We start from the raw sequence: 15,921 nt of genomic DNA, 5'->3' as shown, positions 1-15,921 counted from the left end.
CCCTATGCCTGTGTTAACCTCCCCCCTCCCCCAATTCCCCCTGACCGCGATCGTGGGTCAGGAAGCCATTAAGCTGGCACTCCTCCTAGCCGCGATCGATCCGGGTTTGGGTGGCGTGGTGATTGCGGGGCGGCGGGGCACGGCCAAGTCGGTGATGGCGCGGGCACTCCATGCGCTGCTGCCGCCGATCGAGGTGGTCAAGGATTCCTACTGGAATGCGTCGGTGGCGGAATGGCAAGCCGAAACCGGGGCCAATCCGGAAACAACGCCCACAGCAATCATTCCGGCTCCCTTTGTGCAAGTCCCATTAGGGGTAACCGAGGATCGGCTGCTGGGGTCTGTCGATGTGGCCCAGTCGATTAAGCAGGGGGAAGCCGTGTTTCAGGCAGGCTTGCTGGCCGAGGCCCATCGCGGCGTCCTGTATCTCGATGAAATCAACCTGCTGGATGACCAGATCGCCAACCTGCTGCTCAATGCCCTCACGGAAGGGCGTAATGTGATCGAGCGGGAAGGGATTAGTGTCGATCACCCCTGCCGATCGCTCCTTATTGCCACCTATAACCCAGAAGAAGGGCCACTCCGGGAGCATTTGCTCGATCGCATTGCGATCGCCCTGTCTGCCGATGGGGTTTTAGGTCTGGATCAACGGGTGCAGGCGGTGGCGCAAGCTTTGGACTATGCCACTTCTCCCCAGGCGTTTCTCCAGCAATATACGGACGATTTGGAGGACCTGAAGACCCAAATCATTCTGGCGCGGGAATGGCTCAAGGACGTGACCATCAGCCGTGAGCAGATTGGGTATCTGGTGACCGAAGCCGTGCGGGGTCGGGTGCAGGGCCACCGGGCGGAACTGTTTGCTGTACGGGTGGCCAAGGCACACGCTGCCCTCGAAGGTCGCAATCGGGTGGAAGCCGAAGACCTCCGTTGCGCCGTCGAACTGGTGATTATCCCCAGGGCCACCGTGGTGGAAACGCCGCCCGAACCCCCACCGCCGCCACCGCCACCGCCGCCGGAGGATATAGACGACAGCGATCGCGATCAGGACGAGCAACAGGACGAAAATCCCGACGAACCCGAAGACCAGGAGTCGTTGGACATTCCCGAAGAGTTTGTCTTTGATCCTGAAGGCGTGGTCCTCGACCCCAGTGTGCTGTACTTCGCCCAACAAGCCTATCGGCGCGGGAAATCGGGTAGCCGCAGCCTGATCTTCTCCCAGGATCGGGGCCGCTATGTCAAACCCGTGCTGCCCAAAGGGAATACCCTGCGCATTGCCGTGGATGCCACCCTGCGAGCCGCAGCCCCCTACCAAAAAGCGCGGCGTGCCCGTCAGGTCCAGCGCCAGGGAAGTGGCACACCCCAACGGCGAGTGTTTATCGAGTCGAGCGATGTGCGGGCGAAACGACTGGCCCGGAAAGCCGGAGCGCTAGTGGTCTTTGTCGTCGATGCATCGGGATCGATGGCCTTAAACCGGATGCAGTCGGCCAAGGGAGCCGTCCTGCAACTGTTGACGGAAGCCTACCAAAACCGGGATCAGGTCTCGCTGATTCCCTTCCGGGGTGAACAGGCGGAGGTCCTGCTACCCCCAACGCGATCGATTACCACCGCCCGTCGTCGCCTCGAACGAATGCCCTGCGGGGGAGGATCGCCCTTAGCCCACGGCCTGACCCAAGCGGTACGGGTGGGGATCAATGCGCAAAAGTCCGGAGATATTGGTCAGGTGGTGATTGTGGCCATTACCGATGGTCGGGGCAATATCCCCCTCGCCCGATCGCTGGGAGAACCCCTCCTGGGCGATGAAAAGCCCAATATTAAGGAAGAACTCCTGGAAATCGCCGCCAAAATCCGCGCCCTGGGGCTGCAACTGCTGGTGATTGACACGGAAAATAAATTTGTCTCAACCGGATTTGCCAAGGAACTCGCCCAAACCGCTGGTGGTAAATACTATCACTTGCCTAAGGCGACGGATCAGGCGATCGCCGCAATGGCACGAGGGGCGATCGCCGATCTGCGTAGCTAGTTAGTCGGGCAAATGGCTCTGATTGAATTGGCTCTAGTTGTAGATAAAAGCTGAATCAGAGCCAGTGACAAAATTCCTGAAAATTTCTAAAAATCTTTTGGAAGCTTTTCTAAAGATTGCTCTCATGCACCCTAAAGAGATCCCTAACAATAGGCACTAATATCTTCACCGCATTCATCGGCTAAATAGCACAGTGCCCGGAAGCGTAGCGCGATTAATTCATCGTAGAGAGGATTGAATTTGCATAGGGGGGGAATGTGCAGCAGGGTCCGTCCGAAAACCTTGATATCCCGTTCAAAGGGGCACTGGGAGGGGATCAAGCGACACAGTTTATGGGCCTGTTGAGCATTGCAAATACGCACCTGATCGAGCCAGGAGCGCAAAGGTTGCAAGAGATCGACCGATGGCTTGCCGACGCTAGCCGCAGCCGGGATTGCGATCGCTGAGGCAATAGGCCAGTGTACCCCACTCCAACGAATAATGCCTTGGGTTTGGGCGGCAGGTTCAGTTGGGATACTCATGACAAGAACTCCTTATTTTCAGATACGCTCAGGCGGTAGAGAGCGGGGCGACGATCGCCAACCTGTTATGCCAGACGCGATCGTAGTTTGTTCAGTTCCTTTTTCAACTCTGCCATCTCAACATCAGTAGACTATAAAGTTCAGGGCTAGTTTTATAAATTTTCAGTTGAGAAATAACAGAGTGAATATTGATCATCTCTACCCTTTCAGGGTGCCCTGAATTCGGGTGGCTTGCTGTGAGTGTCATCACTGAACTTTTGTAACGTGATCACGCTGCTCTGGTGAGTTCTACGGAAAGCGCGTGCCCTATTGGGACCTGATTTTGCTAACCAGGCGACTGCCAAAACTGAGAGATGGGTACATTGGCGACTAAAGCCGTCATTACCGACTGAGCAGGTCTGATCAAACGGTCAGCTTGCCATTAGGTGTCTGCGTTAGCGGCGAGATCCCGTTCCCATAGGCGATTGAGAGGATAGTAGACAACGGGTGCCCACAGGCTGCTGAGGATAGCGGAACTCAGGGCAACCCGCTGATGATGCGTCCAAATCTCACCCAGGGTGTAATAACTGTGCTCCAGCTCCTGGGGGGATGGGGTTGATACGGCAGGGGCAGCGGTTAATAGCCCCTCACTGAGCCATGCCGACTGGCTAGGCAGCAGGTGCTGGAGGCAAAATTGCAGCGCTACGACGGTTTCCGCCACGATGGCCATGCCGAAGACAATCAAAGCGACTGAGATAAAGTCTTCTTGAATATACTTCTGCTTCTGTAAGCGAGCCGTCAAAACTCCCACTGCTACTAGGCTGAGGATATGGGTAGGGTTAGGGCTGCTCAGGCCATCCTGGATTAAACCCAATACTAGACCCGCCAGGGCACCCTGCCAGAGCGAGCGCTTGACGCTCCAGGCTACTACCCAAATCAGCGGCCAGTTGGGGCCAACGCCTGCCAAACTCATGCCGGGCAGACGGACAAATAAAAGGATGCAGCATAAGAGCGCTGATCCACCCGTGAGCAACCAACCCAGAAGCCACTGGGTGCGGGGATGCCAATACCAGGAGGGAAGTTGCAAGGGCCTAGGGGTTTGCATTCAGGATAAGCAAGGGTGGGGTTAAGGGGTACTCGGATCAGTGAGGGGAGGGGGATTGCTGGTATCGTCAGGGTCGAAGCGACTGGTGGATTCGTCAGTGTTGGGAATCTCTAGAACGGCACTGGGCTTGTTATTGGCGTATAGAATGGCCCACTCCAGGTTTTGGATCGGTGCAGAGAGCTTGACGATCGCCGCTGGTACGGGGCTACGACTCAGGTCCACCGACTCAATTTGCCCGATCGGCAAACCCGCCGGATAAAGCTGGCTAAAGGCGGAAGTGGCGACCATATCGCCCGGTTTTACATCGGGAACCTTATCAAAAAACTCAATCACCGCGCGATCGCTATCCTGCCCCCGCATAAACCCCATCGCCCGACTGCGGCTAATCGTAACCCCCACACGACTGGTGGGATCACTCACGAGGAGGACACGGCTGGTATTCGGTGTGACCGCAATGACCCGACCCACCAAACCACCAATCCCCAATACCACGTCCCCCTCCTTGACCTGTTGGTTACTCCCCCGCCCTAAGGTAATGTGGTGCCACCAGTCATCCGCACTGCGACCAATGACGGGCGCTTTGATCCCTGGTTGGGGTTGCTCGGCGCTGTAGTCAATCAGTTTTTGGAGTTTCTGGTTTTGTTGCTCCAGTTCCACCAGCCGCCCTTGCAATTCCAGGATGCGAGCATTGACTAGGGCCTCTTCAGAAATGGGCTGGGTATGGAAGGGACGGCTGATCCAACTATACAGTTCGACCAGGACAGCCCCTTGGGTTTGCCGGAGGTACCAACCGCCTCCCAGAACGCCCACAATGAGGACCAACTGCACCCCATATCGTTCCCACCAGCGGCGAAAGCTATACATCATCATCGTTCGTGCGCCCTCTGCAATGCATCGTGACTCTGGTATTCGTCAGCGTTATGGGTCCAACTGCTAGCCAGCAGGGCGGGTTCATCAGTCTTACCTGTTACTGGCAAGCTCTCGGCGCAACCCGCCCCTAGACAAACCTCTTTCTAGGCCGTTACCTAAGCGTTGACCCTGGATACTGAGCGTCAATAACACCAGTTTGACAGTCAGAGAAACTAACGCGAACGGCCACTGAAGACGCGCTCCAGTTGTTTAAAGTTTTCCAGGACGCGCCCAGTCCCCAATACCACACAACTCAGGGGATCAGCCGCCACGTGGGTGACAATCCCAGTCTCATGGCTGATCAGGGTATCCAGGCCCTTGAGCAAGGCACCGCCCCCCGCCAGCATGATGCCGCGATCGATAATATCCGCTGCCAGTTCCGGAGGGGTCCGTTCCAGGGTACGCTTGACGGCTTCGATAATCACCGACAGGGGTTCCGACATACTTTCGCGGATTTCCGGCCCCTTGATCGTCACCGTTCGCGGCAGGCCAGACAGCAGGTGGAGGCCCCGCACTTCCATCGTGGCTCCATCCGTGTCAGTGGTCGGATAGGCGGAGCCAATCTGAATCTTGATTTCTTCTGAGGTGCGTTCCCCAACTACTAGGTTGTGCACTTTCTTCATGTACTGGGTGATAGCTTCGCTGAGTTCATCGCCCGCCACCCGCACGGACTCGCTGAGAACAATCCCCTGTAAGCTCAGGACCGCCACTTCCGTCGTCCCGCCCCCAATGTCAATAATCATGTTCCCCGTGGGTTCAGCAACCGGCAAACCCGCCCCGATCGCCGCTGCAACGGGTTCATCGATCAGATACACATCCCTAGCCCCAGCTTGGGCTGCCGCTTCCATCACGGCTCGACGCTCGACGCCCGTAACCCCACTGGGAATTCCGATGACAATGCGGGGGGAAACCAAAGTGCGACCTTCGTGGACGCGGCGGATAAAGTGCTTGAGCATTAGCTCAGCGGTGTCGAAGTCGGCGATGACGCCATCCCGCAGGGGACGCAGGGCGGTGATGTTACCGGGTGTCCGACCGAGCATTTTCTTGGCATCCTCCCCAACTGCCAGGGGGACTTTCGTATCCTGATCGATCGCAACGACGGATGGCTCTTGCAGGACAATGCCTTTACCGGACACGTAGACCAGTGTATTGGCAGTACCCAGGTCAATGCCCATATCCCGTGATAGTGAAAAACGGCTGAAGAAACCCACCAGTGTCTATGCCCCCAAGCTATAGATGTACGTTTGGACGGTCCCAAGACGAGAGAATCGATGAAAATTTTATAATGTTTTCCACTGGGAGTCTAGTCAGAAAGACTTATTGACTTTTTGGGATGACCAATGCTTAAGCTAATCTTATCCCACTCCCGTGGCGGTTCCCATCTTGCAAGTTTACAGTGGATGATCCAACTGCTGAATCTGCCAGTCAGGACAATTTTAAAGCTTTGAGAACGGGTAATGGCTGGCGATGCAGGACTAAGGGTTGGCATGAACGAAGATGGACAGATGGGAATACCCGCGCCCGTGTGAGTGTCTGGTCAATCAGCCACGGATGGTGTACGTTTGTACTGTAGTCGATCGTAGAAAGCCATGAGTTTGAACTCTGTGACGTTGGTTGGCCGCGTTGGTGGCGATCCGGATGTGAAATATTTTGAATCAGGCAGTGTTGTGTGTCGGCTGACACTAGCGGTTAACAGACCGACCCGCAATACTGACGAACCAGATTGGTTTAATTTGGAAATGTGGGGCAAGACGGCTGAAGTCGCAGCCAACTATGTTCGTAAAGGAAGTCAGGTTGGCGTAACTGGATCATTGAAGTTTGAATACTGGCAGGATCGCGCTACAGGCGCTAACCGTTCAAAACCTGTTATTGTGGTCGATCGCATGGATCTACTGGGTTCTAAGCGAGATAATGAGGCGGGTGGGATGCCCAACTATAACAATGACGAGTTTTAGAAATAACGAGTTTTAGAGAGCGATCGTCAATAGCTGTCCCATAATACAGCCCTTCCCGCTTTAATGAAGTACTCCCAGTCTTGTGAACAAGGGGCTTAGGCTCCTTGTCTGTACCTCACCAGGTATGGAAGTGCTGTAATGTGGTGGTTCTCCTGGAAATCTGCACCTGTAGGGGCGGGTCACGCCAGCATCTTGAGCATGGGGGAAATTATCTTGCTAGACCCACCCAGGTATTGAAGGTATCTCCAACAGCAATCAGCAGGGCGGGTTCAACAGTCTTATCCCTTACTGGCAAGCTCTCGGTACAACCCGTCCCTACGCAAACCGGTTTCTACGCGGTGAGTTTTAAACCCCGATCGCGGCTTTAAGTTAGGTGCTCCCCCGCTGGTTTGACTGGAATTAAACCTTTTCCTGGGCGGGGGGGGTGACGCCACGCTTAATTAACCCGGCTTCGAGCGATCGCAGCAGTTCAAAATCGGGTTCGGGTAATCGGGCGCTTTCGGGTCCAAGAACGGGGTGTTTTTCTAAAAAGGCGAAGGCTTGCCGAAACTGGCGGGGACTCGCTTTAATCGGGGCCTCGAAATGACAGGGAAGGATGGATTCAAACTGCCACTGTTGCACCCGATCGGCCCAGGCAATCACTTGTTGCGGTGCCCGGTTCAAAATCAAGGTTTGCAAAATCGGGGCGACAAAAGGACGGCCTTCGCCCCACAGGGCCGCAAACGATCGCGTCCAGTCCGATCGCCAACGAAAGGGGAAGAGGCCAAAATAGGCCTGGCGGGAGCGATCGGGGGCTGTCCCAGCCGCACGCAACGCTTCCCCCCAGGGGATCACTTCCAGGGCACTGGGCCGGAAATAGAGGGCGAACAGGACAATCCGTTGCCAGCCCTTGCGCCGCGATGCTTCATTATCGAGGACCGCCTCTGCCCCCGTCTCCCTGGCATGGAACAGGAGGGGATAGGGATCAAGCTGGACGATCGCGGGGGGCCGTTCCCCTACCGCCACGATCGTGTCGGTGAGCAAGAGGGTGCGCGAGCGGCGATGGAAGAGGGCGACCTCGCCAAAGGGACCCAAGCCCAGGTTAATCGGTCCTAGGATTTCATAGTCAAACTCATCGCCAAAGGGCGTCTGGCCACTATCCGCCGGTAACACCTGGGTGCGGTTGACGGGGAGTCCTAACCAACTGAGGGGCAAATTGAGGGGGAAACTCCACTGGTTCGGGGCCACCCACACCTGCGCCGTCGGGAAACAGCGGGCAAAGGGACCCATAAACACCTTATGTTCCAACCCGGAAACCGTCGGCAACAGGATGTGCTTCACGGGACCGTGGGCCGCTTCCAACTCGCGCAGGAGGGCAATACATTCCCGTGTGGGCGCGATCGGGGCATAGACGAGCAATCCCCCCGCCGCTAGCCTGATCACCGTCATCCGAATGGGCACGACGACATAGAAAATGCCCTGCACCTGTTCAAAAGTCCACACCTGATCGGCGAGGATCTCCCGGCGGAGGGTGGCCCGTTGACCATAGGGGTAGAGGGGCACGATCGGCCAAAATGGCCATGCCCGATCCCGTTTCGAGGTTTGCCCGCCCATAAGTGACGTTCCAATTGCGTGTCGTCTGACTAGGATGCTTTTTCCTAGTGTTGCATGGTACGCCTTCCTGGCTAGCGGTGGGGATCAGATCTCAGATCGCTGCGCGATGCCTAGTGCATCGTCAGCCTAGGGAAAGATCTAGGGGTTAAGCGGCAAGCCTATGCCAGCGCGGGAATTCGCGAGTATTGGGTGGTGAACTTGCCGCAGCGCGTGATCACGGTTCTGCGCGATCCGCAGCCGGGGGATTATGGGTCGGAAATGACTGTGCGTGAGGGCCATATTTATCCGATCGCTTTCCCAGATGTGGCTGTGGCCGTTCAACGATTACTGGACGGGTAGGACTCCCTTAGAATGGAATTTCGCGTTCGCGTCGCGTCTCCGCCGGAGAATTGCACTGCTTCTATGGCTAACCCCTCCTCCCCGCAACCGCCCCTAGATCCCCCCTCTACGCCTAGCCCGTCGCCCGCAGCAAGGCACTGGTCCCAACGGTTTGCCGCGTTTTGGGATCAGCGTGCCCTGCGTTTGCCCCAGTGGTTGCCCTTAGATCAAGTTTGGCAGTGGTTCAGTGTCGATGAGGCCCAGGTCCAGGAAATTCTCGCGACGGTGCGATCGCAACTCCCCACCACGGAAAGCTGGCTGATTGGCAAACCCCAGGCCGGGAAAAGCTCGATCGTGCGCGGCCTCACGGGCGTTTCAGCGGCAATCGTCGGTCAAGGCTTTCGGCCCCATACGCAATATACCCAGCGCTATGCCTATCCCTCGGAAGATTTGCCCCTGCTGATCTTCACTGATACGGTGGGCTTGGGCGACATCAACCAGGATACGGAAAGTTTGATTCAAGCCTTGCTCCAGGATTTGACGGGTGATCGTCAACGGGCGAGGGTGCTGATCCTGACGGTGAAGATTAACGACTTTGCGATCGACACCCTGCGCCAAATTGCCCAACGCCTGCGCCAAGCCTGCCCCGATCTTCCCTGCCTCCTGGCCGTCACCTGTCTGCATGAGGTTTACCCGCCTGAGGTGACGGAGCATCCCCCCTATCCCCCCAGCTTCCCCGACCTCGATCGCGCCTTCCAAGCCCTACAAAATAACTTTGCCCTACTCTACGATCGGGCCGTCCTGTTGGACTTTACCCTGGAAGAAGACGGCTATACCCCCGTGTTTTATGGCCAGGAAGCCCTTCTTGCTGCATTAGCGGATCTCCTGCCCGAAGCCGAATCCCGTGCCATTTATCAACTGCTGGATGAAGTCGGCGGCAGTCAAATCAGCAACCTTTACCGCGATGTGGGACGGCGGTACATCATGGCCTTCGCGATCGCGGCAGCCACCGTGGCGGCAGTTCCCTTACCCTTTGCCACCATGCCCGTGCTGACGGCGTTGCAAGTTTCAATGGTGGGCCTACTGGGGAATCTCTATGGTCAAACGTTGACTCCATCCCAGGCGGGGGGTGTGGTGAGCGCGATCGCGGGGGGGTTTGTGGCCCAGATGATCGGGCGCGAGTTGATTAAATTCATCCCCGGCTTGGGCAGCGTCGTTGCCGCCTCCTGGGCAGCGGCCTATACCTGGGCCTTGGGCGAAGGGGCCTGCGTCTACTTTGGGGATCTCATGGGCGGGAAAAAGCCTGATCCCAAACGCATCCAAGCCGCCATGCAGGAAGCGTTCCAAGCCGCCAAAGTCCAATTTCAGAATCGCGAGAGGCTCCAGTAGATCACAAATCGAACGTGGGATAGCCGTCCCGGCTGTCATAGCCAACGCACACTGCCTCCTGGCTGTCACTTGGGAGGCGTGATCAGGGCTGGCTTTGTCAGTATGATGCCCAAATTGGGGTACCTTACAGACAGCGATCGTCTCTGGGATTGGTGCGGTATGGATGTGAAAAACGCAGAACTCCTCGAAAAAATGCGGCGGCAGTTTGAAACCGCGCCCTATCCCAAAGTCCCGCCGGAACAGTCGCCCAAAGATGACATCAATGCCCTCTATATCCACAACTTCCTGACACCCTATTATTTACGCAATCAGCAGATCATTGACCCTGCCAAGACCGTGATTCTGGATGCGGGTTGCGGCAGTGGCTATAAATCCCTGATCCTGGCCCACGCCAATCCCGGTGCGCGGCTTGTGGGAATTGATATTTCCGAGAAATCCGTGGATTTGGCGAAACAGCGCTTGGCCTACCACGGCTTCACCAACGCCGAATTTCACACCCTGGCGTTGGAAGATTTACCCAGTTTGGGTTTGGAATTTGACTATATCAACTGTGATGAAGTCCTCTACCTGGTGCCCGACCCCACAACCGCTCTCCAGGCCATGCGATCGGTCCTGAAACCGAAGGGGATTATCCGCACGAATCTACATAACCTCTATCAACGTCGTAGCGTTTTTAGTGCCCAGGAGTTATTTACAATCTTGGGGCTAATGGATGCGCCCGCTGAAGAATTAGAAATTGAACTGATTCGATCATTTTTTGAAGCGCTGCATGATTCAGTTTGGTTGAAAGGAACGTGTGGTGCGGCTCTCCAAGATGAGGAAAGGATGCGGGCTAACCTATTGCTCCAAGGGGATAAGGGGTTTACGATTCCCCAAACTTTTACCATGCTGGAGGACGCCGGACTGGAGTTCATTAGCATGGTCTATTGGCGGCAATGGCAACTCTTGGACCTATTTAAAGATCGCAATAATCTGCCGACGCTCTTGGGCTTAAGTTTTCCGGATATCCCGATCGCGACTCAACTGCATCTCTATGAACTCATGCAACCCGTCCACCGCCTGATTGATTTCTGGTGTGGCCATGCAGGACAAACCCCCGAACCCGTGGATCTTGCCAACTGGACTCCCGATGAGTGGCGACAGGTTCGCGTCCACCTCCATCCCCAACTGAAGCACGAGAATGTCAAAGCTGCCCTGCTGGCTTGCATCGCCGGGGAAAAGCCCTTTATTTTGAATCAGCATCTCGTCGTACCCACCACGCCCACCAGCGATCTGCGTCTGGAACGGAACATGGCGGCTTGCCTGTTGCCCCTGTGGGAAGAAGGACCCCAAACCGTGCCCAGTTTGGTCGATCGCTGGCTGAAGATCAACCCCGTGAACCTGATGACCCTGGAACCCCTAGACGAAGCGACAGCCCTCGCGGATTTGTGCCAGAACCTCAAACGGTTGGAGGTGTTTCTCTATGTCTTACTGGAAAAGCAGGCGGGTTAACTGGGGTTTGGGTTAATCGTCGCAGGGGCACATCAATGGAAGGTGGGATAGCCGTCGCGGCTGTCGCAGGGGCAGGGGCAGGCAGGATGCCTACCCCACAATGGTTTTTCGCAGGATGCCGACCCCACAATTATTTTTCGTTTGTGTGGGGCCGATCAACTGTCCCGATCCCAGGTGAATCGAGGTACCCCTAACCGGGCGGCCATTGCATGGGACGGCCACCGAGGATATGCAAATGCAGGTGGTAGACGGTTTGGCCGCCATCAGGTCCGGTGTTAATCACAATGCGATAGCCGTTGCTCAACCCCACTTGCTCCGCAACCCGCTTCGCGGTTAGCAACAGGTGGCCCATAAGGGCGTGGTCCTGGGATTCGGCATCGGCCAGTTGGGCGATCGCTTTTTTGGGGATGACCAGGATGTGAACCGGGGCTTGGGGGTGAATGTCCTTGAAGGCCAGACAGAGGTCATCCTCGTAGACAATCTCAGCGGGAATTTCACGGCGAATAATTTTGCCAAAAACCGTGTCGGTTGCGTCACTCATGGCCAGTCTCCGGACAACCCATCTCCGAATCATCATACCGTAGCCCCGATCGCACCTGAATAGCCGAGACGCGGTGCGACGCCACCCGTACCTCAAGGCTTAGCGGGGTTGCAGCCACGATTGGGGAGACAGCGGCAAGCCCACCTGAGCGGTATACAGACAAAACAGGGCGATCAGGGCTGATAGTACAACGATCCCTCGCACTAAGGCTGCGTTTGGGGAGGGGGCGATCGTTTCCCGGACAAGAATGGAGGTTGATGAACCAAGAATGTAACTAACGCAAAGGATCAGGAAAGTGTGATTCTCCCAGAAACTCCAAGCCAACAGGGCCAAGAGAGACAGGCTCAGCATGATTAGCTCCACAAAGCGGGGCGGATCTTGCCGGCTGGCGATCGCCACTGCCCGCAGGCAGGACTGAAATTGGCGCAGCGATCGTCGGGTAATGGGGTCTACAGGGTTGGTCATAGCCTTGCTTACATCTTAAGTTTTGATCTTAATCGGTTCTTCTCGCGAATTGCCCTACAGTGGATAATTGTCCTTTATCCAAAAATGCGCGATACGCTAGATGCGTCGCGAAGCTATCGCCCTATGAGCAGAACGCACCGTTGGCCCCGCTGGGGCTTCTTGGCCCTCATGGGTCTGGCCTTAAGTTGGTTAATCAGTTGCAGCAGTCCGACTCCCTCTAACCCCAATGCAACCACTGGTGGGGCAGGCCCCGCCGAGATTGAATTTTGGACGATGCAACTCCAGCCCAAGTTCACCGACTACTTCAACCAACTCATTGCCGAGTTTGAGCAGGCCAATCCCACGGTTAAGGTGCGCTGGGTCGATGTGCCTTGGGCGGCAATGGAAAGCAAAATCCTGACGGCAGTCTCGGCTAACACGGCCCCCGATGTGGTCAACCTCAACCCTAGCTTCGCTTCCCAACTAGCCGGTCAGGGAGCATGGCTCACCCTTGACGATCGCCTCACGGCTGAGCAAAAGGCGTTGTATTTACCGAATATCTGGCAAGCCAGCACCCTCAACGGCGAAAGCTTTGGCCTCCCCTGGTACCTCACCACGCGCATTGCGATCTACAACACGGACCTCTTCCAGCAAGCGGGCCTCAGCCAAGCCCCTGCGACCTACGAGGAACTGGCGGTGGCGGCGCGTCAAATTCGCGATCGGACGGGGAAATATGCCTTCTTTGTCACCTTTGCTCCCGACGATTCTGCCGAGGTGCTAGAGTCCCTGGTGCAAATGGGCGTGGCTCTGGTGGATGACCAGGGGAAGGCGGCGTTTAATACCGACAAGGGTAAAGCTGCCTTCCAATATTGGGTCGATCTCTACCAAGACGGCCTGTTGCCCAGGGAAGTTTTAACCCAGGGGCATCGGCGGGCGATCGAACTCTACCAGGCGGGGGAAACGGCGATCCTGTCATCGGGACCGGAGTTCCTGAGTACGATCGCCACTAACGCGCCGAGAATTGCCGAGGTGTCCGATGTCGCGCCCCAAATTTCTGGGGAAACGGGGAAAAAGAATGTGGCTGTTATGAACCTGGTGATTCCGCGCCAGACTAATCAACCGGATGCCGCCCTCAATTTTGCCCTGTTCGTGACCAATGACGCGAACCAACTCGCCTTTGCCCAGGCCGCCAATGTGTTGCCCTCTACCCAGCAAGCCCTCGCCGATCGCTATGCGGAAAATATGGCGGCGGCGGCCAATTCATCCCTAGAAAAGGCACGGGCCGTCAGCGCTTCACAAATGCAAACGGCGGAGGTTCTGGTTCCCGCGATGAAGGATGTCAGCGTGTTGCAAAAAATCATCTACGACAATCTGCAAGCGGCTATGCTGGGTGAAAAGACCGTTGAGGCTGCTGTCAATGATGCGGCAACCGCCTGGGATCAGCGGTCCTAGCCGCCGCCCCCTAAGGTTGAGGCTGACCGCAACTACCCACAACAACGATTGGCCCGTTCAACAAGCCCTGCTGTATGTAGTGACGACTTTAGCCGCCAGCCATATCTGGACTTTTCAGGTAGCGGCTGCGTGGGCCAAATCAAGATCGCAGCAATACAGCACTTCCATACTTAGTGAGGTACAAACAGGGGGCTTACGCCCCTTGTTCGCAAGGCTTGACCGTACTTCATTAGAGAGGGAACGGTTGTAGGGGAGGCCATTACACATGGCCCTGAGCTGTAGCCCGATCGCAATATCGCCGATCGCAATACGCAGCCCAGGCCATTCCCGACAATCCGGCCAGGGAACCTGACAGCAGGGCGGAGGTTCCCCAGCCCATTGGTCCCAGCCAGTCCGTTACCTCACAGGCCAGGGCCATACTCGCCCTAGCGACCGCATAGGCCGTGCCCACTGCCGCCACACTCACCAGACCAATCTCCACCAACATATCTAGCAACGCCTTGTGGGAGAGGTCTTCTTCAAAGTAAATCTTCCAGATCGAAGCGTACATAAGAATATCGGCTGCCGTCAGCAGCAGTTGCTTGGGGGTCTCGGCACAGGGGGTAGGTGTGGCTGCGGCTGTCCCCCCGCTGGCAGCACAGCCCACGATCGCCAACACGGCTTCCAATCGCTTTTTTCCTAACGTGTTCACCATACGAACTCTTGACTCACTGTAATGCCTTGGGCTATTGCTTTGGGGGAAGGAAGGGGGAACCCATCCCCCTAGCCATCCAAGTCCTGTCCCTCCCATGCTAAAGGGTATGCAGTCAATTAGGGGATGGCCCCGCCAGGAAGCCGGTGGGGATGAGTCGCTGGGGAGACCCCCGTTAGGTTAGGGTTCAGTGGGAGATAGGGGTGTTTCTAAGGTTAGCTCTAGCAGTTTGAGATCTAACCACCGACCAAACTTATAGCCCACTTGCCGAAGATGACCGACTTCGACAAACCCAAAATGGGCATGGAGGCGCAAACTGGCCTCATTCGTCGCATCGATCGCGGCGATCATGACATGCATATCCAGTTGTTTGGCTGCCATAATCAACGCCGCCAATAAACGCTGGCCAATCCCCTGCCCTCGGTAGTCAGCCGCCACGTAGACTGAATTTTCTACCGTATATTTATAGGCTGCCCAGGCCCGAAAGGGTCCCAAACTACTGAAACCGACCACGCGATCGTCTACCACAGCCACCAATACCGGGAAGTGGTGTGCAACTTTCTGAGCATACCAGGCTTGCCGCATTTCTAGGGTTTGGGGGGTGTAGTCGTAGGCTGCGGTGGTATTGAGAATTGCGTCGTTGTAAATATCGAGAATGGCAGGGAGATCAGCCTCAGATGCATGGCGAATCGTAATCGTACTGATGAACCGGGATTGGGTCTGCATGAATGGCGGCCCTGGGGATGATGGCAAGTTGCCAGAAAGGCTTGGTTCCATTCCTTACCATTGGTGGGGGTAGATTTTCCGTATCGGGTTAGGCAAAATCCCCCCAGGGCGATCGCTTAGGGAATCGGCTCTAGCACCTGTACCATAATCACCTGCCCTGGTTGAATTGTGGCTGGATGGGGAGCCACTGCATAGGTTCCCGCCAGTCCCATTGCCGCCCCCGCCAACAAACCTACCCCGGTAAAGCCGGTCAAAACCATTCCTGCCGCCGCCGCGATCCCTGAATTGCGCCAGAGTTTTTGCTGGGGAACCGTGCGACTGCCCTGCATCGATAGGGATGTAGCGGCTAACAGTTGGGAAGCCCCATTCACCTCGATCGCCTGGGTGATAAAGCGGCTCCCGTCTCGGCCTGACTCAAACCGTCCCAGCACCCGACTGCCGGCGGGGGCCAAAAGGTTGCCACGACTATCCATGAGGTTTTCCTGGAGCAGCAAGACCTCCGGATGGGGCACGCCATTTTGGAGGGCTAGGGGAACTTGGCCGGGATAAACCAACGGTACCCAAGTGCCGACCGCTAATCGATGCGGACTGGCGGGGGCTTGCCATGCCAATTGTTGGGGTGGGGCGGCTCCTGTCACCGGGGATTGGGGTGGTTTCCCCGTGGGTAGGGGTTGGCCAAACTGAATATGGTTGCCGGACGGGGCGGTGCTGATGGGGGGCATGGGTGCGGGTGATTGCCAACTTGCCGCTGGTGGCAGGGGGACCGTGGGCGCTGGGGTGACGCTAGGGG

The 15,921-nt window shown here is 56.5% G+C and carries 17 protein-coding genes; 6 read left to right on the top strand and 11 right to left on the bottom strand.

Annotation, left to right across the window (positions count from 1 at the left end):
• Window positions 1–4 precede the first annotated feature (4 nt).
• Window positions 5–2,017 carry a magnesium chelatase ATPase subunit D gene (gene bchD, locus ACWIUF_RS05925; protein ID WP_448571366.1) on the top strand — a complete coding sequence of 671 codons (2,013 nt, stop codon included), beginning with the start codon at window positions 5–7 and terminating at the stop codon, window positions 2,015–2,017.
• A 143-nt stretch (window positions 2,018–2,160) separates the two neighbouring features.
• Here bchD and ACWIUF_RS05920 read toward each other — a convergent pair whose 3' ends face one another.
• From ACWIUF_RS05920 to ACWIUF_RS05905, 4 genes are all read right to left on the bottom strand, one after another.
• Window positions 2,161–2,538, bottom strand: a complete 378-nt coding sequence (locus ACWIUF_RS05920) for a Mo-dependent nitrogenase C-terminal domain-containing protein (protein ID WP_448571364.1) — start codon at window positions 2,536–2,538, stop codon at window positions 2,161–2,163.
• A 421-nt stretch (window positions 2,539–2,959) separates the two neighbouring features.
• Window positions 2,960–3,622, bottom strand: a complete 663-nt coding sequence (mreD, locus tag ACWIUF_RS05915) for a rod shape-determining protein MreD (RefSeq protein ID WP_448571363.1) — start codon at window positions 3,620–3,622, stop codon at window positions 2,960–2,962.
• A 21-nt stretch (window positions 3,623–3,643) separates the two neighbouring features.
• Complete coding sequence (gene mreC, locus ACWIUF_RS05910; protein WP_448571362.1) at window positions 3,644–4,492, bottom strand: rod shape-determining protein MreC; 849 nt, start codon at window positions 4,490–4,492, stop codon at window positions 3,644–3,646.
• 212 nt (window positions 4,493–4,704) lie between these two features.
• The gene (locus ACWIUF_RS05905) at window positions 4,705–5,706 is read right to left on the bottom strand and encodes a rod shape-determining protein (protein ID WP_448571361.1); all 1,002 of its coding nucleotides are present in this window, start codon (window positions 5,704–5,706) and stop codon (window positions 4,705–4,707) included.
• Between the two features lie 414 nt (window positions 5,707–6,120).
• Between ACWIUF_RS05905 and ACWIUF_RS05900 the strand changes: the two genes are divergently transcribed.
• On the top strand, window positions 6,121–6,486 hold the full coding sequence (locus tag ACWIUF_RS05900) for a single-stranded DNA-binding protein (protein WP_448571360.1): 366 nt from the start codon (window positions 6,121–6,123) through the stop codon (window positions 6,484–6,486).
• Between the two features lie 399 nt (window positions 6,487–6,885).
• On the opposite strand, the gene ACWIUF_RS05895 is transcribed toward ACWIUF_RS05900, so the two are convergent.
• Entirely contained in the window at window positions 6,886–8,079 is a 1,194-nt protein-coding gene (locus ACWIUF_RS05895) for a DUF4336 domain-containing protein (RefSeq protein WP_448571359.1), read from the bottom strand.
• Window positions 8,080–8,196: 117 nt separating this feature from the next.
• On the opposite strand from ACWIUF_RS05895, the gene ACWIUF_RS05890 reads away from it, so the two are divergent.
• The 3 genes from ACWIUF_RS05890 to ACWIUF_RS05880 all read left to right on the top strand — a co-directional run bounded on the left by ACWIUF_RS05890 (window position 8,197) and on the right by ACWIUF_RS05880 (window position 11,277).
• Entirely contained in the window at window positions 8,197–8,418 is a 222-nt protein-coding gene (locus tag ACWIUF_RS05890) for a Uma2 family endonuclease (RefSeq protein ID WP_448571365.1), read from the top strand.
• A gap of 63 nt (window positions 8,419–8,481) precedes the next feature.
• On the top strand, window positions 8,482–9,786 hold the full coding sequence (locus ACWIUF_RS05885) for a GTPase family protein (RefSeq protein ID WP_448571358.1): 1,305 nt from the start codon (window positions 8,482–8,484) through the stop codon (window positions 9,784–9,786).
• Between the two features lie 102 nt (window positions 9,787–9,888).
• Entirely contained in the window at window positions 9,889–11,277 is a 1,389-nt protein-coding gene (locus ACWIUF_RS05880; RefSeq protein WP_448571357.1) for a class I SAM-dependent methyltransferase, read from the top strand.
• A 190-nt stretch (window positions 11,278–11,467) separates the two neighbouring features.
• Here ACWIUF_RS05880 and ACWIUF_RS05875 read toward each other — a convergent pair whose 3' ends face one another.
• The 3 genes from ACWIUF_RS05875 to ACWIUF_RS05865 are packed head-to-tail and all read right to left on the bottom strand — an operon-like array spanning window position 11,468 to window position 12,283.
• Window positions 11,468–11,818: a histidine triad nucleotide-binding protein gene (locus tag ACWIUF_RS05875; protein WP_448571356.1), complete on the bottom strand. Its 351-nt coding sequence runs from the start codon at window positions 11,816–11,818 to the stop codon at window positions 11,468–11,470.
• On the bottom strand, window positions 11,811–11,936 hold the full coding sequence (locus tag ACWIUF_RS05870; protein WP_448571355.1) for a hypothetical protein: 126 nt from the start codon (window positions 11,934–11,936) through the stop codon (window positions 11,811–11,813). Before ACWIUF_RS05870 ends, ACWIUF_RS05875 begins: the two co-directional genes overlap by 8 nt.
• Window positions 11,918–12,283 carry a hypothetical protein gene (locus tag ACWIUF_RS05865; protein WP_448571354.1) on the bottom strand — a complete coding sequence of 122 codons (366 nt, stop codon included), beginning with the start codon at window positions 12,281–12,283 and terminating at the stop codon, window positions 11,918–11,920. Before ACWIUF_RS05865 ends, ACWIUF_RS05870 begins: the two co-directional genes overlap by 19 nt.
• Window positions 12,284–12,406: 123 nt before the next feature.
• On the opposite strand from ACWIUF_RS05865, the gene ACWIUF_RS05860 reads away from it, so the two are divergent.
• The gene (locus ACWIUF_RS05860) at window positions 12,407–13,714 is read left to right on the top strand and encodes an ABC transporter substrate-binding protein (protein WP_448571353.1); all 1,308 of its coding nucleotides are present in this window, start codon (window positions 12,407–12,409) and stop codon (window positions 13,712–13,714) included.
• 259 nt (window positions 13,715–13,973) lie between these two features.
• Here the strand turns inward: ACWIUF_RS05860 and ACWIUF_RS05855 are convergent, their stop codons facing one another.
• The 3 genes from ACWIUF_RS05855 to ACWIUF_RS05845 form a co-directional block, all read right to left on the bottom strand.
• The gene (locus tag ACWIUF_RS05855; RefSeq protein WP_448571352.1) at window positions 13,974–14,408 is read right to left on the bottom strand and encodes a hypothetical protein; all 435 of its coding nucleotides are present in this window, start codon (window positions 14,406–14,408) and stop codon (window positions 13,974–13,976) included.
• 177 nt (window positions 14,409–14,585) lie between these two features.
• Window positions 14,586–15,131 carry an N-acetyltransferase family protein gene (locus tag ACWIUF_RS05850; RefSeq protein WP_448571351.1) on the bottom strand — a complete coding sequence of 182 codons (546 nt, stop codon included), beginning with the start codon at window positions 15,129–15,131 and terminating at the stop codon, window positions 14,586–14,588.
• A gap of 116 nt (window positions 15,132–15,247) precedes the next feature.
• Window positions 15,248–15,921 (bottom strand): hypothetical protein (locus ACWIUF_RS05845; RefSeq protein WP_448571350.1); only part of this gene is annotated, 674 nt, incomplete at its 5' end.

Source organism: Trichothermofontia sp. (genome assembly GCF_053493415.1).
The sequence above is the reverse complement of the archived record's forward strand: the minus strand, read 5'-3'. Positions and strand labels throughout refer to the sequence as shown.